The 22091-nt window shown below is 71.7% G+C and carries 21 protein-coding genes; 9 read left to right on the forward strand and 12 right to left on the reverse strand.

Going from position 1 to position 22091, the window contains the following annotated elements:
• Positions 1-87 precede the first annotated feature (87 nt).
• Positions 88-3801 carry a multifunctional oxoglutarate decarboxylase/oxoglutarate dehydrogenase thiamine pyrophosphate-binding subunit/dihydrolipoyllysine-residue succinyltransferase subunit gene (locus tag ASF40_RS14845; protein WP_056370419.1) on the forward strand — a complete coding sequence of 1238 codons (3714 nt, stop codon included), beginning with the start codon at positions 88-90 and terminating at the stop codon, positions 3799-3801.
• Between the two features lie 33 nt (positions 3802-3834).
• Here the strand turns inward: ASF40_RS14845 and ASF40_RS14850 are convergent, their stop codons facing one another.
• From ASF40_RS14850 to ASF40_RS14860, 3 genes are all read right to left on the reverse strand, one after another.
• The gene (locus tag ASF40_RS14850) at positions 3835-5226 is read right to left on the reverse strand and encodes an APC family permease (protein WP_082497089.1); all 1392 of its coding nucleotides are present in this window, start codon (positions 5224-5226) and stop codon (positions 3835-3837) included.
• 188 nt (positions 5227-5414) lie between these two features.
• Entirely contained in the window at positions 5415-6974 is a 1560-nt protein-coding gene (locus ASF40_RS14855) for a glycerol-3-phosphate dehydrogenase/oxidase (protein ID WP_056370421.1), read from the reverse strand.
• Positions 6971-7558, reverse strand: coding sequence for a TetR/AcrR family transcriptional regulator (locus ASF40_RS14860; protein WP_056370423.1), 588 nt, complete (start codon positions 7556-7558; stop codon positions 6971-6973). Before ASF40_RS14860 ends, ASF40_RS14855 begins: the two co-directional genes overlap by 4 nt.
• A 34-nt stretch (positions 7559-7592) precedes the next feature.
• On the opposite strand from ASF40_RS14860, the gene ASF40_RS14865 reads away from it, so the two are divergent.
• Entirely contained in the window at positions 7593-9257 is a 1665-nt protein-coding gene (locus ASF40_RS14865) for an FAD-binding oxidoreductase (protein ID WP_082497090.1), read from the forward strand.
• Positions 9254-10159 (forward strand): diacylglycerol kinase, encoded by a 906-nt coding sequence (locus ASF40_RS14870; RefSeq protein WP_056370424.1) that lies wholly within the window; start codon positions 9254-9256, stop codon positions 10157-10159. Before ASF40_RS14865 ends, ASF40_RS14870 begins: the two co-directional genes overlap by 4 nt.
• A 17-nt stretch (positions 10160-10176) precedes the next feature.
• On the opposite strand, the gene ASF40_RS14875 is transcribed toward ASF40_RS14870, so the two are convergent.
• Both ASF40_RS14875 and ASF40_RS14880 read right to left on the reverse strand, forming a co-directional pair.
• Positions 10177-10419 (reverse strand): zf-HC2 domain-containing protein, encoded by a 243-nt coding sequence (locus ASF40_RS14875; RefSeq protein ID WP_045297433.1) that lies wholly within the window; start codon positions 10417-10419, stop codon positions 10177-10179.
• A complete protein-coding gene (locus ASF40_RS14880) occupies positions 10416-11033 on the reverse strand; it encodes a sigma-70 family RNA polymerase sigma factor (RefSeq protein WP_056371499.1) in 618 nt (205 codons plus the stop codon). The genes ASF40_RS14875 and ASF40_RS14880 overlap by 4 nt, the downstream gene beginning before the upstream one ends.
• Positions 11034-11200: 167 nt before the next feature.
• On the opposite strand from ASF40_RS14880, the gene aroA reads away from it, so the two are divergent.
• The 3 genes from aroA (at position 11201) to bcp (ending at position 14196) form a co-directional block, all read left to right on the forward strand.
• On the forward strand, positions 11201-12574 hold the full coding sequence (gene aroA / locus ASF40_RS14885) for a 3-phosphoshikimate 1-carboxyvinyltransferase (protein WP_056370426.1): 1374 nt from the start codon (positions 11201-11203) through the stop codon (positions 12572-12574).
• Between the two features lie 83 nt (positions 12575-12657).
• Positions 12658-13716, forward strand: a complete 1059-nt coding sequence (gene rsgA / locus ASF40_RS14890) for a ribosome small subunit-dependent GTPase A (RefSeq protein ID WP_056370428.1) — start codon at positions 12658-12660, stop codon at positions 13714-13716.
• 9 nt (positions 13717-13725) lie between these two features.
• Positions 13726-14196: a thioredoxin-dependent thiol peroxidase gene (bcp, locus tag ASF40_RS14895; RefSeq protein ID WP_056370430.1), complete on the forward strand. Its 471-nt coding sequence runs from the start codon at positions 13726-13728 to the stop codon at positions 14194-14196.
• Here bcp and ASF40_RS14900 read toward each other — a convergent pair.
• A complete protein-coding gene (locus ASF40_RS14900; RefSeq protein ID WP_056370433.1) occupies positions 14193-14618 on the reverse strand; it encodes a hypothetical protein in 426 nt (141 codons plus the stop codon). The genes bcp and ASF40_RS14900 overlap by 4 nt on opposite strands.
• Before the next feature lie 247 nt (positions 14619-14865).
• On the opposite strand from ASF40_RS14900, the gene ASF40_RS14905 reads away from it, so the two are divergent.
• Positions 14866-15114, forward strand: coding sequence for a WhiB family transcriptional regulator (locus ASF40_RS14905; RefSeq protein ID WP_018171995.1), 249 nt, complete (start codon positions 14866-14868; stop codon positions 15112-15114).
• Positions 15115-15187: 73 nt separating this feature from the next.
• Here ASF40_RS14905 and ASF40_RS14910 read toward each other — a convergent pair whose 3' ends face one another.
• The 3 genes from ASF40_RS14910 to ASF40_RS14920 are packed head-to-tail and all read right to left on the reverse strand — an operon-like array spanning position 15188 to position 18638.
• Entirely contained in the window at positions 15188-16672 is a 1485-nt protein-coding gene (locus ASF40_RS14910) for a sensor histidine kinase (protein ID WP_056370434.1), read from the reverse strand.
• 23 nt (positions 16673-16695) lie between these two features.
• Positions 16696-18009: an AAA family ATPase gene (locus ASF40_RS14915; RefSeq protein ID WP_082497091.1), complete on the reverse strand. Its 1314-nt coding sequence runs from the start codon at positions 18007-18009 to the stop codon at positions 16696-16698.
• The gene (locus ASF40_RS14920; protein ID WP_056370436.1) at positions 18006-18638 is read right to left on the reverse strand and encodes an SAF domain-containing protein; all 633 of its coding nucleotides are present in this window, start codon (positions 18636-18638) and stop codon (positions 18006-18008) included. Before ASF40_RS14920 ends, ASF40_RS14915 begins: the two co-directional genes overlap by 4 nt.
• A 98-nt stretch (positions 18639-18736) precedes the next feature.
• Here ASF40_RS14920 and ASF40_RS14925 point away from each other — a divergent pair, with 98 nt between their 5' ends.
• Complete coding sequence (locus tag ASF40_RS14925; RefSeq protein ID WP_056370437.1) at positions 18737-19018, forward strand: excisionase family DNA-binding protein; 282 nt, start codon at positions 18737-18739, stop codon at positions 19016-19018.
• A gap of 31 nt (positions 19019-19049) precedes the next feature.
• On the opposite strand, the gene ASF40_RS14930 is transcribed toward ASF40_RS14925, so the two are convergent.
• The gene (locus ASF40_RS14930) at positions 19050-19658 is read right to left on the reverse strand and encodes a hypothetical protein (protein WP_056370439.1); all 609 of its coding nucleotides are present in this window, start codon (positions 19656-19658) and stop codon (positions 19050-19052) included.
• A gap of 129 nt (positions 19659-19787) precedes the next feature.
• On the opposite strand from ASF40_RS14930, the gene ASF40_RS14935 reads away from it, so the two are divergent.
• Complete coding sequence (locus tag ASF40_RS14935) at positions 19788-20228, forward strand: Rv3235 family protein (protein WP_056370441.1); 441 nt, start codon at positions 19788-19790, stop codon at positions 20226-20228.
• 113 nt (positions 20229-20341) lie between these two features.
• Here ASF40_RS14935 and ASF40_RS14940 read toward each other — a convergent pair whose 3' ends face one another.
• Together ASF40_RS14940 and ASF40_RS14945 are read right to left on the reverse strand one after the other, a co-directional pair.
• Positions 20342-20698 carry a hypothetical protein gene (locus ASF40_RS14940; RefSeq protein WP_056370443.1) on the reverse strand — a complete coding sequence of 119 codons (357 nt, stop codon included), beginning with the start codon at positions 20696-20698 and terminating at the stop codon, positions 20342-20344.
• 74 nt (positions 20699-20772) lie between these two features.
• Complete coding sequence (locus tag ASF40_RS14945) at positions 20773-21999, reverse strand: pyridoxal phosphate-dependent aminotransferase (protein WP_056370445.1); 1227 nt, start codon at positions 21997-21999, stop codon at positions 20773-20775.
• Positions 22000-22091: the final 92 nt, after the last annotated feature.

A 22091-nucleotide genomic window follows, 5' to 3' on the forward strand; every position in this document is an offset into this window, starting at 1 on the left:
CTGGGCTAGGCTTAACCGTCGTGTGTGAGGGCGGTTCGCGCCCCCCGCGCATCCCAGAACTTCACCGATGAAAGCAGGCGATTCAGCGTGTCGAGCCAGGTGACGGGCGTCGGGGTTTCGAACGAGGGAGAGTTCGGAGCCAACGAGTGGCTCGTCGAGGAGCTGTACGAACAGTTCAAGATCGACCGGAACTCCGTCGACAAGGCGTGGTGGCCCGTTCTCGAGGCCTACCACCCCGTCGACGGAGCAGCACCGACCCAGGCCGCGCCCGCGGCGGCCGCGCCCGCCGCGCCCCCGGCGACGACCCCGCCGACGGCATCCGAGCCGCGTCCGGTGACGGCGCCGATCCCGGTGATCGGCACGCAGCCGGTGGCGCGCACCACCGCGCGCCCGGCCGCGCCGCAGCCGATCCCGGCGCAGGCGCCGAAGGCACAGCCGTCGGCAGCCGACGGCGAGGCCGACGCCGATGTCGTCACGACGCTGCGCGGCATGCCGAAGGCCCTCGCCGCCAACATGGACGAGTCGCTGACCGTGCCGACGGCGACGAGCGTGCGCACGGTGCCGGCGAAGCTGATGATCGACAACCGCATCGTCATCAACAACCACATGTCGCGCACGCGCGGCGGCAAGGTGAGCTTCACGCACCTCATCGGGTGGGCGATCATCCAGGCGCTCAAGGAGTTCCCGAGCCAGAACGTGTTCTACGCCGAGGTCGACGGCAAGCCGTCGCTCGTCGCGCCCGCGCACATCAACCTCGGCATCGCGATCGACCTCCCGAAGCCCGACGGCACCCGCGCTCTCCTCGTTCCGAGCATCAAGCGCGCCGAGCAGCTGACGTTCAACGAGTACCTCACCACTTACGAGGACCTGGTCACGCGTGCACGCGGCAACAAGCTCACCGCGGCCGACTTCCAGGGCACCACGATCTCGCTGACCAACCCCGGCGGCATCGGCACGGTGCACTCCGTGCCGCGGCTCATGAAGGGCCAGGGCTGCATCGTCGGCGCCGGCGCCCTCGAGTACCCCGCCGAGTTCCAGGGCGCGAGCGACAAGACGCTCAACGAGCTCGCGATCGGCAAGACGATCACGCTGACGAGCACCTACGACCACCGCGTCATCCAGGGTGCCGGGTCGGGCGAGTTCCTCAAGAAGGTGCACGAGCTGCTCATCGGGCAGCGCAGCTTCTACGAGGACATCTTCGCCGCGCTGCGCATCCCGTATGCGCCGATCCACTGGGCGTCCGACATCAACGTCGACCTCGCCGAGCGCGTCGACAAGACCGCGCGCGTGCAGGAGCTCATCAACTCGTTCCGGGTGCGCGGTCACCTCATGGCCGACATCGACCCGCTCCAGTACCAGCAGCGCACGCACCCCGACCTCGAGATCGAGCAGCACGGCCTCACGTTCTGGGACCTCGACCGCGAGTTCGTCACCGGCGGCTTCGGCGGCAAGCGCCAGATGAAGCTCCGCGACATCCTCGGCGTGCTGCGCGACTCGTACTGCCGCACCATCGGCATCGAGTACATGCACATCCAGGACCCGACGCAGCGCGCGTGGTTCCAGGAGAACGTCGAGGTCAAGTACCAGAAGCCCGGGCACGACGAGCAGCTGCGCATCCTCGACAAGCTGAACCAGGCCGAGGCGTTCGAGACGTTCCTGCAGACGAAGTACGTCGGCCAGAAGCGCTTCAGCCTCGAGGGTGGCGAGTCGCTGATCCCCCTCCTCGACGAGATCCTGCAGGGCGCGGCCCAGGCGGGCCTCGACGGTGCTGCGATCGGCATGGCGCACCGCGGTCGCCTCAATGTGCTGACGAACATCGCCGGCAAGACGTACGGCCAGGTGTTCCGCGAGTTCGAGGGCTCCGTCGCGATCGGCTCGAAGAGCGGGTCGGGCGACGTCAAGTACCACCTCGGCACCGAGGGCACGTTCGTCGCCGACAACGAGTCCGAGCTGCCGGTGTACCTCGCCGCGAACCCGTCGCACCTCGAGACCGTCGACGGCGTGCTCGAGGGCATCGTCCGCGCGAAGCAGGACCGCAAGCCCATCGGCACGTTCACATGGCTGCCGATCCTCGTCCACGGCGACGCGGCCTTCTCCGGCCAGGGCGTCGTCGTCGAGACGCTGCAGATGTCGCAGCTGCGCGGTTACCGCACCGGCGGCACCGTCCACGTGGTCGTCAACAACCAGGTCGGCTTCACCACGACGCCGACCGACGCCCGCACCTCGGTGTACGCGACCGACGTCGCCAAGACGATCCAAGCGCCGATCTTCCACGTGAACGGCGACGACCCGGAGGCCGTCACGCGCGTGGCGCAGCTGGCCTTCGCCTACCGCGAGCGGTTCCACCGCGATGTCGTCGTAGACGTCGTCTGCTACCGCCGCCGCGGTCACAACGAGGGCGACGACCCGTCGATGACCCAGCCCCTCATGACGAACCTCATCGAGGCGAAGCGCTCCGTGCGCCGCCTCTACACCGAGGCTCTCGTCGGTCGCGGCGACATCACCGAAGAAGAGTACGAGAAGGCGAAGCAGGACTTCCAGAGCCGCCTCGAGATCGCGTTCGCCGAGACCCACGCGGCCGAGACCGGCTCCTCGCCGATCCTCGTGCCCGAAGCGGGCGACGTGCCGGCCGCCGGAGAGCCGGCGACCACGGGCGTCTCCCGCGAGATGGTGAACCTGATCGGCGACACGTTCGTGAACAAGCCGAACGGCTTCACGGTCCACGCCAAGCTGCAGCAGCTGCTCGACAAGCGGCTCGACATGAGCCGCAACGGCTCGATCGACTGGGGCTTCGGCGAGCTGCTGGCCTTCGGCTCGCTGCTGCTCGAGAAGACCAACGTGCGTCTCGCGGGTCAGGACTCGCGTCGCGGCACCTTCGTGCAGCGCCACGCCGTGCTGCACGATCGCGCGAACGGCCAGGAGTGGATCCCGCTCACGAACCTCAGCGAGGACCAGGGGCGCTTCTACGTCTACGACTCGCTGCTGAGCGAGTACGCGGCGATGGCGTTCGAGTACGGCTACTCGGTCGAGCGCGCCGACTCGCTCGTGCTGTGGGAGGCCCAGTTCGGCGACTTCGCCAACGGCGCCCAGTCGGTCATCGATGAGTACATCTCGGCTGCCGACCAGAAGTGGGGCCAGCAGTCGAGCGTCGTGCTGCTGCTCCCCCACGGCTACGAGGGTCAGGGACCCGACCACTCGTCGGCACGCATCGAGCGGTACCTGCAGATGTGCGCGCAGGACAACATGACCGTCGCGCGCCCGTCGACCCCGGCGTCGTACTTCCACCTGCTGCGCCGCCAGGCGTACGCGCGTCCGCGCCGCCCGCTGATCGTCTTCACCCCGAAGGCGATGCTGCGCCTGCGCGGCGCGACGAGCCCGGTCGAGGACTTCCTCACCGGCCGCTTCGAACCGGTGATCGACGACAACCGCGGTCTCGACAAGTCGGCGGTCAAGCGCGTGCTGCTGCACGCCGGCAAGATCCACTGGGATCTGCGCGCCGAGCTCGACAAGAACCCGAACCCCGAGATCGCCCTGGTGCGCCTGGAGCAGTACTACCCGGCCCCCATCGACGAGCTCAACGCCGTCATCGACGCCTACCCGAACGCCGAACTGGTGTGGGTGCAGGACGAGCCCGAGAACCAGGGCGCATGGCCCTTCATCGCCCTCGAGGTCGTGAAGAACCTCAACGGTCGCACCATCAGCCGCGTCTCGCGCGCGTCGGCGGCGTCGACCGCGACCGGTTCGCCGAAGGTGCACGCCGCCGAGCAGGCTGCGATCATGCAGCAGGCGCTCACGCTGTAAGCGGAGCGCTCCGCCGGTCCGGCCCTGGAGGACTCAGCCCTGCGCTGAGGATTCCAGGGCCGAACTGCGTTCTGCCGGGACCGCCGTCGTCTTCACCTCGACGATGGACCCGGGGTCTGCGGCTTCTGCTGCCACGGTCTCGCCGCCGAGCGCGACCGCCTGCCGCGACGAGCGCCGCAGCCGCTTCCCGACCGTCACGAGGATCGCGGCGAGCGCGAGCGCGGCGGCGGGGAGCAGATTCGCTCCGGCCAGGAGCAGCAGGCCCACCGACAGGACGGCCGCGACGACCGCCATGAACCAGCCCGCCGTGAAGCGCGGCAGGATCAGCGTCGCCGCGATCATGCCGGCGGCGTAGATCGACACCATGTTGCTGGTGTGGATGAGGATGAACGTCTGCAGGTCGCCGCCGGTCGCGAGCGCGATCGTGCAGTAGACCATCGCGATCACGAACGTCAGCATCAGGGCGCGCCGAGGCACTCCACCCGACTCGGCACCGGGCGCGAGCACCCGGGGCAGATCGCCCGACGACGCGAGCGACGCGCCCAGCTTGCCGAACGCGGCGAGGTAGGCGTTCATCACGCCCAGCACCACGATCGCGGCGACGGCGCCGATCGCCGTCGGACCGAATCCGGGCGCCACCGCCTCGGCGAGCGAGAGCAGCGGCACGGCACCGGCGCCCGCGTCCTCGCCGAGCACGCCCACGGTCACGACCTGCAGCAGCAGGTACGCGAGCCCGGTCACGACGAGCGCGATGGCGGTGGCGATCGGGATGCTGCGGCGCGGGTCGCGGAACTCCCCCGAGATGTGCGTGCCGACCTCCCAGCCCGCGAACGCCCAGACGAAGAGGCTGATCGCCGTGCCGACGCCCGACCAGCCGTGGGGCAGGAACGGCGTGAAGCTCGACCCCTCGACGGCGGGGAAGGCCGTGGCGACGACGAAGACGACGATGCCGACGAGGAGGCCGGTGAGGACGAACTGCACCCAGCCGGCGACCCGCACACCCAGCATGTTGACGGCGAACGGCGGGATGAGGATCGCGAACACCAGGATGGGCACGGCGACGCGGTCGATGTGCAGGATCGCGCTCAGGTACTCGGCGCCGAGGACCGCCAGCACCGGGAACCCCGCGGCCACGCCGAAGTAGAACCAGTAGCCGGTCGCGCGGGCGGCCGTGCGACCGAGCGCGCGGCGCACGTAGCTGGCGACGCCGCCCGGATCGGGGTAGCGCGCGGCCAGGGCGGCGAAGGTGCCCGCCAGCGGCACGGCGAGCACGATGACCGCCAGCACCGAGACGATGGACGCCGGACCCGCCACGTCGGCCGCGAGGCCGGGAAGCACGAGGAGCCCGGTTCCGAGCACCGACGCGATGTAGAGCGCCGTGCCCTGGACGACGCCGAGTCCGCCGTGGGTTCCGCTGTGAGTCACCGTTCCAGTGTGAGGGGGACGTGCGACACCCCGACCCGCCTGCGCCGCCGTCCTGGAGCGGATTCCTGCCAACCCGCGTACGGACGTTCCTCACACGAGGTTCTGCTCCGAGATGCGGACCGAATCAGGGCATGTCGCCCCTCACATCGGCAATGCTCCTCAACCGAGGATCGGTTGCGAGCTGCGGCTCAGGCCTCGATCGGCTCGACACCCGCGCGCGCGAAGGCGGCGGTGGCGGCATCCGTCGACTGCTCACGGTCGGTCTCGACGAGACCGAGGCGGGTACGCCGGTCGAGGAGGTCGGCGACGCTCAGGGCGCCCTCGACCGCGACCCCCCACTGCAGCTCCTGGGCCGTCACGCCGCACGCGGCGGCCGGACCCTTCGGGAGGGCGGCGGCGTAGGGCGCCTCGGCACCGAACCGGCGCACCAGACGCGGCGCCGCGGCGATCTCGCCGAGACGGTGCCGCGGCCACGCGCCGACGAGCGGGATCGAACGCGTTCGCGACGGGCGGGAGGCGAACCCGGGGTCGCGCCGGATCACGGCATCGACGGCGTCCTCCGCCATCCGCCGGTACGTCGTGAGCTTGCCCCCGACGATGCTGAGCACGCCGCTGGAGGACTCGATGATCGCGTGACGGCGCGACAGGTCGCTGGTGTCGTGGTCGTCGCCGCCGGCGAGCAGCGGCCGCAGGCCGGCGAAGGTGGAGAGCACGTCGGCGCGGACGAGGGGCTCCTCCAGCACGGTGTTGACCGTGCCGAGGAGCATGTCGATCTCGGCCTCGGTCGCGTGCGCGACGTCGGGGATCGGCCCGTCGGCGGGCACGTCCGTGAGGCCGATGTAGGTGCGACCGTGCTGCGCCGGCAGAGTGAAGACGAAGCGGCTCGACGACCCGGGGACCGGCACGGTGAGCGACACGTCCGAACCGCCGAGGCGGGCCGTCGACACCACGAGGTGCGTGCCGCGGCTCGGCCGCAGGCGGACGTCGCGGTCGAGATCTCCCGCCCACACACCCGTCGCGCTCACGACGGCGCGCGCGTGCACATGGAGCGTCTCGCCCGTCACGAGGTCGCGCAGGGTCGCCTCGCGTCCGGTGACCGAGACGGCCTCGACACGGGTGAGGACGGATGCCCCGTACCCGGCGGCCGTCCGCGCGACGGCGACGACGAGCCGGGCGTCGTCGATGAGCTGTCCGTCCCAGCCCCGCACCCCGCCGCGGAGCCCCTCGGCGCGAACGGCGGGCGCGAGCGCGAGGGTGGCGTCGCGGCCGATCGGGCCGGGCGGCCGCAGCAGCGACCCGGGGGTTCCGACCGCGCGGCGCAGGCCGTCGCCGAGCTCGTAGCCCATGCCGATGTACGCACCGCGCGCGAGGTGCCCGGGGTCGTGCAGTGGCACGACCTGCGCCAGCGCGCGCGTGAGGTGCGGCGCCGTCCGGGTGAGGAGGATGTGACGCTCTGTCGCACTCTCGTGCGCGATCCCGATCTGGCCCGACGCGAGGTACCGCAGGCCGCCGTGCACGAGCTTGGAGCTGAAGCGGCTGGTGCCGTGCGCGAGGTCGTGCCGTTCGACCAGAACCGTGCGCAGGCCCCGGCTCGCGGCATCCAGCGCGATCCCGGCTCCGGTGATGCCGCCGCCGATGACGAGCACGTCGATCTCGCCGCGGTCGGCGAGTGCGTCGAGCTCGCGCGAGCGCCGGCCCGCCGAGAGCGCGGACGATCCGGGCGTGCGTCCCACGATGCGCGTCGTCATCGCTGCTCCCCCACGGCCGGTGCGAGGTAGCCGCGCAGCGCGTGCACGAGTTCGGCGCGCCACGCGCCCTCGGGCAGCCACTCGGCGACGAGCGGCGCCGACTGCACCGCCGACTGCGCCACGAGCAGCACCATGGCCGCCAGCTGCGGCGGCTCGCCCGCGCGTACGAAGCCGGCACGCTGGCCCGCGGCGATGCGCCGGGCGGTCTCGGCGTGGATCGCCCGCTGGCTCGTGCCGAGCCGATCGAGGATGTACCGGGCGAACAGCTCGGGATCGGTGTCGCGGAGCCGGTCGACGAGGGGAAGACGTCGCACGCGGTCGGCGGTCTCGACGAGCAGTGCGACGAGCTCGCCGAGGTCGGCGGAATCCCCGGCCTCGGCGGGAAGCGCCGCGACGAGCTCGCGCGTCACGAGCGCGGCGAACACCGCCTGCGCGTCGGGCCAGTAGCGATAGAGCGTCTGGCGGGCGATCCCGCAGCGCCGTGCGATGTCGGAGGCCGTCGTCCGGCGGATGCCGTGCGCCAGCACCTCGGCGAGCGCGGCGTCGAGGATCGCGGTCTCGGTATCGGGCACTCCATCGGCCATGTGACAACCATACAGAATGTGTCATACTGTCGCCATGGCTGCGACGGTGCCCACCGATCCCTCGAGCGACCCGGTGCGTCCGCTCGCCGTCCCGACGCCCCGCCCCCGCGGCGAGTGGGACGCCTGGGGGTCGGAGCCCGCGCGTCTGCCTACGGCCGCGAAGGCGATCGTCGCGACGCTGCTGCCGGGCAAGGCGCACCCCGTTGCGCGCCGCACCGCGCCCGTCCTCACGCCCTCGCTGCTGCCCGACGGCGACCTCGCGGCACTGGCCGGCGTGGTCGGCGCCGACGCGGCGACGCGTGACGATGCGGTGCGCATGATGCACCTCGGGGGCAAGAGCACGCCCGACCTGCTGCGCCGCCGGCTCGACGACCTGCAGGCCGCTCCCGACGCGGTGGTCTCGCCCGCGGATCACTCCGAGGTCGCCGCCGTGCTCCGCGTGTGCGGCGAGCGCGGCATCGCCGTCGTGCCCTTCGGCGGGGGCACGTCGGTCGTAGGCGGCGTCGACCCCGTGCGCGGCGCGCAGCGCGCCGTGATCGCCCTCGACCTCAGCCGCACCGCGGCGCTCCTCGCGCTCGACGAGGTGGCGCTTCTCGCGACGTTCGGCGCCGGCACGACCGGTCCTCAGGCCGAGGAGCTTCTCGGCACCCGCGGCTACACGCTCGGGCACTTCCCGCAGAGCTTCCTGTACGCCTCCCTCGGCGGGTACGCGGCGACGCGGTCGAGCGGCCAGGCCTCGCGCGGCTACGGCCGCTTCGACGACCTCGTCCACGCGCTGCGCGTCGCCACTCCGGCGGGAGACCTCGACCTCGGGCGCTCCCCCGCGAGCGCCGCCGGCCCCGACCTGCGCGAGCTGTTCCTGGGCTCGGAGGGCGCCTTCGGCGTCCTCACCGAGGTGACCGTGCGGATCCGCCCGGTCCCCGCGGCGACCGCGTACCGCGCCTGGTCGTTCCCCGATTTCGCCGCGGGGGCGTCGGCGTTCCGCGAAGCCACGCAGCGCGGCATCCGTCCCACCGTCCTGCGGCTGAGCGACGAGACCGAGACGCGGGTGAACGCAGCGATGGGCGGGCACCTCACGCGGATGCGCGGATGCCTCGCCGTCGCCACCTTCGAGGGCGCGACGTCCGCCGAGGCCGAGGCGACACGCGATGCGCTCGACGCGGTCTTCCGCGCGCACGGCGCGACGTCGCGAGGTGAGGACCCGGCGCGGTCGTGGGAGCGCGGCCGCTTCGCCTCGCCCGCGCTGCGCGACACCCTCATGGACATCGGCGTCCTCGCCGAGACCCTCGAGACCGCGACGACGTGGGCGAACCTGCCCGCCCTCAAGGCCGCGGTCACCGCCGCGCTCACCGCGAGCCTCGCCGCCGCAGGCACGAAGCCCCTCGTGCTGTGCCACATCTCGCACGTGTACCCGGCGGGCGCGTCGCTCTACTTCACGGTGGTCGCCGCGCTCACCGACGATCCAGAGACCCAGTGGATGAGGGCGAAGGATGCCGCGTCCCGCGCGATCGGCGACGCCCACGGCACGATCACCCACCATCACGCCGTGGGGCGCGATCATCGGCCGTATCTCGAGGCCGAGATCGGACCCCTCGGCGTGCAGGTGCTGCGCGCGGTGAAGAACGTGCTCGACCCGCGCGGGATCATGAACCCCGGCGCACTGGTCGAACCGGCCGCCTCTGCGACGGAGCGCCCATGAAGGTCGCGCTGCTCGTCAACCCCGCGGCGCGGGCAGGCGCCCACACCGGTGCCGCGACCAGCGCCGCCGAGCGCCTTCGCGCGCACGGCGTCCAGACGTCGATCCTGAGCGGTGGCAGCGCGGCGGAGTCGTCCGCACTCCTGCGGACCGCGATCGGGGTGGGCGTGGACGCGGTCGTCGTCGCCGGCGGCGACGGCACCGTGAACCTCGCGATCCAGGAGGTCGCCGGCACCGGCATCCCGCTCGGCATCGTGCCGTCGGGCACCGGCAACGACTTCGCGGCGACGCTGGGGCTGCGCGAGCTCGACGCCACCGCGGCGGCCGACGCCATCGCCGCGGGCGTCACCCGGGCGATCGACCTGGCTCGCGTCACCCGCGAGGACGGATCGACGCGGTACTTCGGATCGGTGCTCGCGAGCGGGTTCGACTCCAAGGTCAACGACCGCGCCAACGCGATGCGCTGGCCGCGCGGCGGCTCGCGCTACAACATCGCGATCCTCGTCGAGTTCCTGACGCTCGCCGGCATCCCGTACGAGGTCGAGCTCGAACTCGCCGACGGCACGCGCGAACACGTGGGCGGCGACCTCGTGATGGCGACCGTCGGCAACGGGCGCACGTATGGCGGCGGCATCCCGATCTGTCCCGATGCCGACCCGGCCGACGGCCTGCTCGACGTCGTGCTCGTGCGTCCCGCCGGGAGACTGCGCCTGCTGCGGCTCCTCCCCCGGGTGTACAAGGGCACGCACGCGGGCGTGTCGGAGGTCGCGATGCGACGTGTGCGCTCGGTGCGGTTGTCGTCACCGGGGGTCACGGCGTACGCCGACGGCGACCCGATCGGCGCGCTGCCTGTGACCGTCGACGTGGCGCCCGGCGCGCTCACGATCTTCACGCCCGCGGGGTGACCCGGCGGGCAGCGGCGTCAGTGCGCCGCCTGGACCGCCCGCAGCTTGGCCAGCACCTGATCCCGCAGCTCTTCGGGCGCGCTCTCCTTGCACGCCCGGGCGAGCACCTCGGTCAGCGTGGTCGCGACGAGCGCCTCGTCGCGGCAGCCCTCGCAGTTGGCCAGGTGCTCGGCGATGTCGCTCTGCTCGGTCTTGCAGACCTCGTGGCGCAGGTACTCCTCCAGGTCGCGCCGCGCCTTCTCACAGCCGCAGTCGGTCATTTCGTGCTCCTCGTGGCGGCGGGGGTGATGCCGCGCTCTTTTGCGTAGTCGGCCAGCAGTTCACGCAGCATCCGCCTGCCACGATGCAGACGGCTCATGACCGTGCCGATGGGGGTCTTCATGATGTCGGCGATCTCCTGGTAGGCGAAGCCCTCGACGTCGGCGAGGTACACCGCCAGCCGGAAGTCCTCCGGGATGGACTGCAGCGCGTCCTTCACGACCGACGCGGGCATGTGGTCGATCGCCTCGGCCTCGGCCGAGCGGGTGCTCGTCGCGGTGGTCGACTCGGCACCGCCGAGCTGCCAGTCCTCGAGGTCGTCGATCGTGCCCTGATACGGCTCGCGCTGCTTCTTGCGGTAGGTGTTGATATAGGTGTTCGTCAGGATGCGGTACAGCCACGCCTTGAGGTTGGTGCCCTGCGTGAAGGTCTTCCACGAGGCGAACGCCTTGACGAAGGTCTCCTGCACGAGATCAGCCGCATCGGCGGGGTTGCGGGTCATGCGCATGGCCGCGGCGTACAGCTGGTCCATGAAGGGCAGCGCCTGCTCTTCGAACTGCGCGCGGGGATCCTGATCGCGGTCCGCCTCGGCAGCCTGGTCGGTCGAGTCGCTCATCACGCGCCAGTCTACGGCGGCCTGTTCCAGGCCGCCTGAAAGAGGCGCGTCGCGCTCTGCGAGGAGGGGCGCCTCACGATCGAGACGCTCGAGGGTGGCGAACATCCGGCTCCGCTCAGTAGGTTGCTCCCGGCTCGTGCCCACCGGGTTCAGTAGGGTAGAACCCGATGACAGCCGACGCGTATTCCCCGCCCTCCGCGCCGATCGAGCGCGGCCCCTGGCCCGCGCCTGTCGCGGACGGAGCACTGCACGCCACGGTGACCGTCCCCGGGTCGAAATCGCTGACGAACCGGGAGCTGATCCTGGCCGCCCTCGCGGACGCCCCGAGCCGCCTGATCGCGCCGCTGCACTCCGACGACTCCGCCCGCATGATCGACGCGCTGCGCTCGCTCGGCGTCGGCATCGAGCTCGTCGAAGGCAACGGACTGTACGGCGACGACATCGAGGTGACACCGGTGTGGCCGCTGCGCGGCGACACCGTCGTGGACTGCGGGCAGGCGGGCACCGTCATGCGGTTCGTGGCCGGCCTCGGGGGCTTCGCCCGCGGCGACGTCACCCTCACGGCGCACGAGAGCGCGCTGCACCGCCCGATGGGCGCCATGATCACGGCGCTCCGCGACGTCGGCGTCGACATCGACGACGGCGGCCACTGGGCGCTCCCGTTCATCATCCGCGGCCACGGCCACGTCCGCGGCGGCGAGGTGACGATCGACGCCAGCGCGTCGAGCCAGTTCGTCTCCGGTCTCCTGCTCGCGGCGCCGCGCTTCGACGTCGGGCTGCAGCTGCGTCACGCCGGCGAGCGGCTGCCGAGCATCCCGCACATCGACATGACCGTCGAAGCCCTCGGGCACCGCGGCGTGCACGTCGAGCGCCCAGGCGTGGGCGAGTGGATCGTGCCGGCCGGTCCGATCCGCGGCAAGGACGTCGCGATCGAGCCCGACCTCTCGAACGCAGCGCCGTTCCTGGCTGCGGCCATGGTGGCCGGCGGTGCGGTGTCGGTCACCGGCTGGCCCGCGCACTCCACCCAGCCGGGCGCGATGCTCACCGAGATCCTGTCGCTCATGGGCGCCCGCGTGGTGCGCCGCGGCGGCGCGCTCACCGTGACCGCCGGAGCCGGCATCCAGGGGGTCGATCTCGATCTGTCGGCCGCCGGCGAGCTGACGCCCACCATCTTCGCGCTCGCCGCCTTCGCGGACTCCCCCTCGACCCTGCACGGCATCGGTCACATCCGCGGCCACGAGACCGACCGCATCGCGGCGCTCGTCGCCGAGCTGCGCGGCCTCGGCGGCGAGGCCGAGGAGCTGCCCGACGGCATCCGCATCGTCCCCCGCCCTCTCCACGGCGGAACCTGGCACGCGTACCACGACCACCGCATGGCGACCACGGGCGCCCTGATCGGCCTGGCCGTGCCCGGGGTCGAGGTCGACGACATCGGCACGACCGCGAAGACCATGCCCGAGTTCCCGCAGATCTGGCAGCGGATGCTCGACGGCGAGCACGCCGACGGCGGGGTCTCCGAGGAGACGATGCGCGTCTCGTGAGAGGGCGCGTGGACACCTTCGCGGAGCGATCGGGATGACCAGCGTGAACCGATCCGGGATGACTCGATGAGCGGGACGACACCGTGAGCTGGCTCGACGACCTCGACGACGACGAGCCGGAGTTCGACGAGGCCGACGTGCGCGTGCGGCCCAATCCGAAGGCCAACCGCCCCCGGACGAAACGCCGCCCGGCCCACAGCGACGCCGAGATCGCGCGCGTGCTGGGCGTCGACCGCGGCCGGTACACCGTGCTGGTCGACGAGGACCTGCCGACCGAGCGCACGGCGCTCGCCGCCCGGGCGCGCGAACTGCGCAAGACGCCGATCGTGACGGGCGACCGCGCTCGCGTCGTCGGCGACGCGTCGGGCGACGACGGCACACTGGGGCGCATCGTCGGCATCGAGGAGCGCACCTCGCTGCTCAGACGCAGCGCCGATGACACCGACCAGGTCGAGCGCGTGGTCGTCGCCAACGCCGACCAGATGCTCGTCGTGGTCGCCGCGGCGGACCCCGAGCCGCGCCCGCGGCTCGTCGACCGCTACCTCGTCGCGGCGCTGGATGCCGGCATCCGCCCTCTCCTCGTCGTCACCAAGACCGACCTCGCCGACCCGGCGGAGTTCCTCGCGCACTTCGAAGGCCTCGACCTCGAGGTGTTCACGAGCGGGCGGGAGGAGATGCCGCTCGAGCGCGTCGGCGCGGCGCTCGTCGGCCACTCGACGGTCTTCGTCGGACACTCGGGCGTCGGCAAGTCGACGCTCGTCAACGCGCTCGTGCCCGATGCGAAGCGCGCCACCGGCCACGTCAACGTCGTGACCGGTCGTGGGCGGCACACATCCAGCTCGACCGTGTCGCTGCGCTACCGCGGCGAAGGCGGCAACGGCTGGGTCATCGACACCCCCGGCGTGCGTTCGTTCGGCCTCGGCCACGTCGATCCCGCGAACATCCTGCGGGCCTTCTCCGACCTCGACGCGATCGCCGAGGAGTGCCCTCGCGGGTGCACGCACCTCCCCGACGCGCCGGATTGCGCCATCGTCGAGGCCGTCGAGGAGGGCCGGCTGGGCCCCGGCGGCGCCGCCCGACTCGACTCACTGCAGCGACTGCTCGAGACGTTCGCCAAGAAGGGCCAGGAGCACGGCGCCTAGAGTGGGACGGTGACCACGACACGCCTCGAACCCGGCTCCCTCGCCCCCGCCTTCACCCTCGTCGACCAGGACGAGCGGGCCGTGACGCTGAAGGACCTGCGGGGCGGGCGCGTGATCCTGTTCTTCTATCCGGCGGCGATGACGCCCGGCTGCACCAAGGAGGCGTGCGACTTCCGCGACAGCCTCGCCCCGCTGCAGGCGGCCGGGTACACGGTGCTGGGCATCTCTCCCGACGAGCCCGAGAAGCTCCGCCGGTTCCGGGAGCGCGACGGCCTGACGTACGACCTGCTGAGCGATCCCGGCCACAAGGTGCTCGAGAAGTACGGCGCATGGGGCGAGAAGATGAACTACGGCAAGACCTTCATGGGCGTCATCCGCTCCACCTTCGTCATCGACGAGAAGGGCCGTCTCACGCACGCGCTGTACAACGTGCGCGCCACCGGCCACGTCGCGCGCGTGCGGACGCTCCTGGGCGTCTAAGCGCTGCCCGAAGCCTGCCCGTCGGCCTCCTCGTCGCGCTGCCGGCGCGCCGCCCGGCCGGCGTCGCGTACGGCGAGCACCAGGAGCACCAGGACGACCACGGCCGGGGCGGCGAGCGCGAGCGCCGCTGCGGGATCGGCGAACGCGCCCGTCGCCGCTCCGAGGGCCACCGCGAGGATCAGCAGCTGCGTGACGATGCCGCCCGAACGCCCCCACGACTGGCCGCGCCAGATGGCGAACGCGAAGGCGATGACCGCGGCAGCGGCGACGAGGGTCAGCACCGCCAGCGCGATCGCGCTCTCGATCGCGCCAGTGTCGCCCGAGGCGATCGCGACGATCTCGCGCACCGTGAGCGCGGCGAGCCCGAGTCCCTCGAGCCCGACCAGCACGGCGGCGATCCTTCCGGACAGGTTTGTCCGCATTCTCCGTCGACTCCTTCTTCCACCGACAGCGGTTTGTGCGAACCCTCCACACCCCCTGGGGAACACTCAGCAAGTCCTACACAAACCCGCCGATGAACCCTTGATTCAGGTAAACCGCTATGGGACGATTGGTGAAGCCGTGTGCTCCCACAGCGACGTGGGGCGAGATTCTTCTCGCACATCCCACAGGGTACCGGACCCGAACCGGGCCCTTATTCCCCACCCCTCTGTCACAAGGAGCACCACCATGGACTGGCGCGACAAGGCCGCCTGCCTGACCGTCGACCCCGAACTGTTCTTCCCCGTCGGGAACACCGGTCCGGCCGTCGATCAGATCGAGAAGGCCAAGTCGGTGTGCGCACGCTGCACCGTCACCGAGATCTGCCTGCAGTACGCCCTCGAGACCGGTCAGGACTCGGGCGTGTGGGGCGGTCTCTCCGAGGACGAGCGCCGCGCGCTCAAGCGCCGCGCCGCCCGCGCGCGCCGCGCCTCATAGCGAGAACCTGCAGAGAACGGATGCCGCATCCCGCGGCATCCGTTCTGCATGTCGCAGGATGAGCGCGTGAGACTCAGTTCTTGGCGCGCTCGATGTAGCGCAGCGGGATGTCGATCGTGACCTCCGTGCCGCTGCCCATGATGGTGTGCCAGTCGATGGTGCCGCCGAGCTCGCCCTGGATGAGGGTGCGCACGATCTGCGTGCCGAGGCCGCGACCGACCTGACCCTCGGGGAGGCCGGAGCCGGTGTCGCGCACGCGCACCTCGAGGCGGTCGTCGGTGCGCTCGGCGATGATCTCGACGTCGCCCTCCTGCCCCGCCAGCCCGTGCTCGACGGCGTTCGTGACGAGTTCGGTGAGGGCGAGCGCGAGCGGCGTCGCGTATTCGCTGGGCAGGGTGCCGAAGCGGCCCGTTGAGTGCGTCTTGGCGCGTGTGTTCGGCGCCGCGGCGACCTCGGCCACGAGCTTGAGCACGCGGGCGAACACCTCGTCGAAGTCGACGTTCTGCGCGAGGCCTTCCGAGAGCGTGTCGTGCACCACCGCGATGGCCGAGACCCGGCGCATGGCCTGCGTGAGCGCTTCACGGGCCTCGTCGGTGTGCGAGCGGCGGGCCTGGATGCGCAGCAGCGACGCGACCGTCTGGAGGTTGTTCTTGACGCGGTGGTGGATCTCGCGGATCGTCGCGTCCTTGGTGATGAGTTCCTGCTCCTGATGACGGATCTCGGTGACGTCGCGGCAGAGCACGATGGCGCCGATGCGCGTGCCGTGGTCGCGCAGCGGAATGGTCCGCAGCGAGACGGTCACGCCGCGGGCCTCCAGGTCGGCACGCCACGGCGCCCGGCCGGTGACGACGACCGGCAGCGACTCGTCGAACTGGCGCTTCGCAGGGAGGATGCCGGTGACGACCTCCACCAGCGACTCCCCCTCGAGCTCGTCGTCGAACCCGAGGCGGTTGAACGCCGACAGTGCATTGGGGCTCGCGAACGTCGTCACCCCGTCGACGTCCAGCCGCACCAGTCCATCCGACGCACGGGGCGCGCCACGGCGCGGCGAGGTGGGTGCGGTGAGGTCGGGGAAGTCCCCCGACGCGATCATCCCGAAGAGGTCGTCGGCGCAGTCGTTGAAGGTGATCTGCTGCCGAGAGGGGATGCGCGCCTCGCCGAGGTTGGTGTGGCGGGTGAGCACCCCGATGATCGTCGCGTCCTTGCCGTGCTTGCGCGCGACCGGCACCGCACGCACGCGTGTGGGCGTCTCCTCGAACCAGTCGGGCGAGGCCGAGTCGACGATGCCGCCCGTCTGGAACGCCTCGCGCACCTGCGTGCGCCACTGCGGCCGCACGCGGTCGCCGACGATGTCGCGGTAGAAGAGCGTCGCCGCACCGCCGGGTCGGGTGTGGGCGACGGCGACGAAGGAATCGTCGGAGGTGGGCACCCAGAGCACGATGTCGGCGAACGCCAGATCGGCGAGGAGCTGGCCGTCTCCTGCGAGACGGTGCAGCCACTCCACGTCCTCTTCACTGGAGCGGCCCTGGGCGTAAACGAGATCGCTGAGGGTCGACACGGACCTAGCCTAGAGCGCGATGATCACACGACTCGTTCGCCGACACGTGCCATGTCGTCGGCGTCGGTGTGCACGGGTCGCCCGGCGCCGGTGAGGTGGACGCCCCGGCGCCGCGGCTTCGCGGCGCGCTGCGGGGCAGGAGCGGGCACGATCGCCTCGCCCACGAATCGGCGGAGCGCGAGCGTGAAGGGCGATCGGGGCGCCACATCGGCGATGGGCTGAGACGCGAGGATCGCGGCATCCGCGGATCTCGGGTCCTGCGGGAGGAACCAGACGTCCTCGATGCCGCCGAAGCGGTCGAGGGTGCGGCGCACCTGCCCGCGGGCGTCGACGCCGAGGGTTCCGGGGCGGAGCCGGTTGGCGACGACGGCCACCCGGGTCGCACCGACGGTGGCGCGGAGGTCGGCGTGCCCGCGCAGGAATCGCGCGACGCCCACCGGATCGGCCGCCACCACCGCGACCACGAGGTCTGCGGCGCGCAGCGCGGCGAGGGTGGCGGCATTGCGTCGCGGCCCGTCGAGGTCGCTCATGATCTCTTCGTCGCGCTCGAGCGACGACGAGACGTCGACGACCGTATAGTCGGCCCACTCGCGGCAGGCGGCGAGGGCGGCGCCCACACGCCGCTCGCTCAGCTCGGGCCAGCGGGAGGGCCGGTTGATGCCCGTGAGAACGTCGACACCGGTGCGGCCGAGCGGCACCGCGATGCGGGTGAGCTCGCGCGCGTCGAGACCGCCGAACTCGGCCTGCCGGCACGCGGCGGCGAATCCGGGGCCCTCGTCGGCGAGCCCGAGGGTCAGGGCGAGCGACGGCGCGTGCGAGTCGGCGTCGACCAGAGCGACGTGGCGTCCGCCGCGCGCGAGCTCGACGGCGAGCTCTGTCGCGACGGTGGACCGCCCGGGGGCGCCGGCAGGACCCCACACCGCGATCACGCGCGGCTGCGGGCGCGCGGGCGTCGTCGGCGTCGACGGCCGCGGCGTCGCTGCGAGGGCCGCGGCGATCCGCCAGGGCTCGGTGTGGAGATCCAGCGGGGCCTCCAGGCCGCACGACGCCGCGATCCGCTCCCCCGCCGCGTCCTCGACGAGCGGCACGACGCGCGTGCCGGCACGGTCGCAGAGGGCGACGACGGTCGGCGACATCGTGGCCCGCGACACCGCGACCACCAGCGCGTCGGCGTCGGCGAGGGCCCGGAGCATCGTCTCGGCGTCGGCGCCCAGCATCCCGTCCGCGGCGGCGAGGGCGGGAGCGGATGCCGCGACCTCGAGGATCACGTCGATCCCCTCGCGCCGCAGCCCCTCGACGAGGAGCCGGGCGTCGTCGACGGCGACGACGACCCTCACGAGCCGGAACCCGTCGTCGGGACGATGGAGAGCGCGGACTCGTCGGCCATCGCGGCGAGGGTCGCCGGCACGTCCGCCCGCGGGATCACGAGTTCGAGGGCGGCCGCACCGCCGCCGATCATGGAGTCGTCCCGCGTCACCGAGACCACGGTGGCGTCGGCGACCAGGACGCGCGGCTCGTCGTACGCCCCCTGCTCGAGCAGCGGGGCCGACCAGACCTCGACGACGCTGCCCGCCTCGACCGACGCCGGCACGTCGACGGCGCTGCGGACGACGACGCTGGTGGTGCGCGCGGAGGAGGGATCGCTGACGGATGCTGCGGGCACGAGCTCGCCCGCCTCGATCGTGCGGGTCGCGACGACGGGCTCGTCGAGGTCGTCCGCGGTGAGGTAGGTGCCGGCAAGCGTCCCGAGTGCGACGTCGACGACCTTCAGGTCGCCGCTCCCGATCGCCTCTCCGGGGACGATCGTGTGGGCGGCGGCGTACACCGGGACGGTCTGGCGCGCGGCCGACACGACGAGCCACACGCCGACGACGGATGCTGCCACGAGGAGCACGCCGAGGAAGAACCGCGCATCGCCCCAGAAGGCTCGGCGCGGGGTGCGGACGGGGTCGTGGGCGGCTGTCATGCGTCCATCGTCGCCGACTCGGCGTGAGGCCGTCGGGCGTTATCCACAGGGGTGAGGGGGCCCAGCCCGCACTGGGGAGGCAGGTCCATAATGGGGGCATGTCAGATGACCCGACGTCCGACGTGCGGCTCTACGCACCCGCCCAGGTGGGCGAGGTGCTCGGCGTCTCGGTCGACGAGGTCATGGCTCTGGTCCACGAAGGACGGCTCCGGGGCCTGCGTGTCGGCGCGCCCGCGCGCTGGCGGATCGACGCCGCGAGCGTCGGGGACTACCTCGACGACCAGGCCGAGGAGGCTCGGCGCATGGCGCTCTGGCGTCAGTCCCAGACCGCCAGCTTCCCCGAGCTGTGGGGTGGAAGCATCGTCCGCCACCCGGACTGAGCACGGCATCCCTCGCGCGGCGACCCGGCGGTCAGGGGATCGCCGGCGCCTCGTCGGCGCGGATCCACGCGATGGCCCCGAACGGCACCAGCCGGTAGCCCGATACCGCGTCGGCGCGCCGCGGCGCGCCCTGGTCGTGCACCGCGAGATCGAGATGGTCGGCACCGGCGCGATCGATCGTGCCGGTGAGGACCCGCCCCGAGACCAGGTGCACGGCGACCCCCGCCCGGCGGCGCACGAGGTCGCGCAGCACGAAGCCGAAGGTGAGCCGTTCGGCCAGGGGCGATCGAGGCGGCGCAGGGCGCGCGGTGCGCAGGAGGTCGGCGTGCGGGAGGCCGATGGCCCCCATCGAGGCGAACGGCACGACCACCGCACCCCCCGGTCCGTCGGCGAGGGCCAGAGCGACCCAGTCCGCGCCCACGCCGGTCACCGACGCTCGCACCGTCGTACCATCGGCGAGGTCGAACGACGCCACGGTCGGCGACGCTCCCTCGCGGGCGGCGAGCAGCGTCAGACGCTCGGACAGCTGCACCCGCGAGAGCCGCAGGCGCTCGGCCTCGGTGTCGAGCGCGGCACGCTCGGCCTCCCATTCGGAGGCGAGCTGATCCTCGAGGTCGTCGAAGAAGCGGTCCCAGCGCACTCAGCGAGAGTAGGGCACCGCGGCCCATCGGCCGGCGAGTTATCCACAGCCGACCAGGCCGGATTTTCCTGAGAGTTCGCTGTGTGGTCTACTGTCCGGGAAGACATCCCCCTGTCGAGATTGGCACCCATGGCAACGACGCCCGCGGGCACCGCCCGCGTACCCTATGCGTCCCGCAGCAGCGCGCAGGTCGCAGAGTTCTTCGCGCCGCAGCGGACGCCGTCCATAGCGCTCCCCGCTCCGGAGCCGTTCCTGCGCAACCTCACGGTCGGCGTGCTCGAGGTCTTCGCGGGTGTCCGCGAGGTCGACCAGCTCGCCCGCTGGCTCACCGAGGACGCCTACCGCAAGCTCGTCACGCGCACGAACCTCGCGACGCGGGCGCGCAGCGCCCGCGGTGTGGCAGCGAAGCGCCCCGTGCACACGATCATGTCGGTGCACGAGTCCTCCCCCGCCGACGGCATCATCGAGGCGGTCGTCGTCGTCCGAGGGCCTGCCCGCACGCGAGCCCTCGCCGTGCGGATCGAGGGTATGGACGGCCGCTGGCGCGCCACCTCGCTCGCGCTGCTCTGACCGACGCCCTGACGCAGCCGCCGTCGCACGCGAACGTCTGACGGCGCCGCGGCATGCGAGGCCCCCACGACCCGGCGACGGAACCGGCCCCGACGATGCGGCCGGTCCCGTCGTCAGCTCTTGTCGTCTGTGTCGATGAGTTCGAGCAGAGATCTCAGCGCGTCGCGGATCTCGTAGTGGTCGTGCTGTCCGGCGCGGCTCTCGGCCGAGATCACCCCGGACCGGTGGACCTTCGTGAAGTCGCCCACCGGGAACGAGTACGCCTGTTTCGTCTCCTCGTTCTCACGATGGTCGATGCCGATGTGCCAGTGGGAGTACTCGGTCCATCCTTCTCGCTCGATGTAGGAGTTCTCCTCGTCAGCCGTCGGCGCGGCCTCCGACCAATCGTCGCGTTCATCGCGCACGACCTTGCCGTCCCGGATGAGCGCACGCGCATGGCGCAGCGCCGGCTGGTTCAGTTCGATGGACATGGGGGAGAAAGTACGACGCGATCCCCCGTCACACGAGGGGGTTGACGTACGCCGCGACCCGCCGACGTCGTCTGTTACTGCTTGTACGACGCGAGGAAGTTGCCGAGCCGCTCGACGGCTTCCGAGAGGACGCGCGCCTCGGGCAGCGTGACGATGCGCAGGTGGTCGGGGGTCGGCCAGTTGAAGCCTGTGCCCTGCACCAGCAGCACGTGCTCGGCGACGAGGAAGTCGTAGACGAGCTTGGCGTCGTCGCGGATCTCGTACACGTCCGGGTCGAGCCGTGGGAACGCGTAGAGCGCACCCTTGGGCTTCAGGCACGTCACGCCAGGGATGCGCTCGAGGCCCTCCCACGCCGCATCCCTCTGCTCATGGAGGCGTCCCTCGGGCGCGATGAGCGCGTCGATCGACTGGACGCCGGACAGCGCGGCCTGCACGGCGTACTGCGCCGGCACGTTGGGGCACAGACGCGTGGACGCGAGCAGCTGGATGCCCTCCAGGAAACCCGCCGCATGCTTCTTCGGTCCGGTGATGACGAGCCACCCCGAGCGATAGCCCGCGACGCGGTACGTCTTCGACAGGCCGTTGAATGTGAGGCACAGCAGGTCGGGCGCGAGCGTCGCGAGCGGGATGTGCTGCTCCTCGTCGTAGAGGATGCGGTCGTAGATCTCGTCCGAGAGCAGCAGCAGCGAGTTCTCGCGCGCGATCTCGACGATCCCCTGGAGGACCTCGCGGCTGTAGACGGCGCCGGTCGGGTTGTTGGGATTGATGACGACGATCGCCTTGGTGCGCGGCGTGACCTTCTCGCGGATGTCTTCCAGCGAGGGCTGCCACTCGGCGTCAGGGTCGCAGCGGTAGTGCACGGGCGTGCCGCCCGCGAGGCTCGTCATCGCCGTCCACAGCGGATAGTCGGGTGCGGGGATGAGCACCTCGTCGCCCTCGTCGAGGAGCGCCTGCATGGTCATGGTGATGAGCTCGGACACTCCGTTGCCGAGATAGACGTCGTCGGGGTCGAACTGCGGGAACCCGGCCACCTGCTCGTACCGCGACACGACGGCGCGCCGCGCCGACATGATGCCCTTGCTGTCGCTGTACCCGTGCGCGTGCGGCACGGCCTCGATCATGTCGCGCACGATCTGGAACGGCGCCTCGAACCCGAACACCGCGGGGTTGCCCGTGTTCAGCTTCAGGATCGTGTGGCCGTCGTCCTCCAGCCGGTCTGCCTCTGCCAGTGCCTGCCCGCGGATCTCGTAGAGAACGTTCTGGAGCTTGCTCGACTGATCGAGGGGGCGGAGGGGACTCATCGCTTCAGGATATCCGCGGCCGACCGGTGCCAATCGCCGCCAGGTGGCCCGCCCCGTGAAACACCAATCGGCGGACGAGACCCCGGGGAAAC

The sequence above is a fragment of the Microbacterium sp. Leaf288 genome, from assembly GCF_001422925.1.
Classification (GTDB): Bacteria; Actinomycetota; Actinomycetes; order Actinomycetales; family Microbacteriaceae; genus Microbacterium.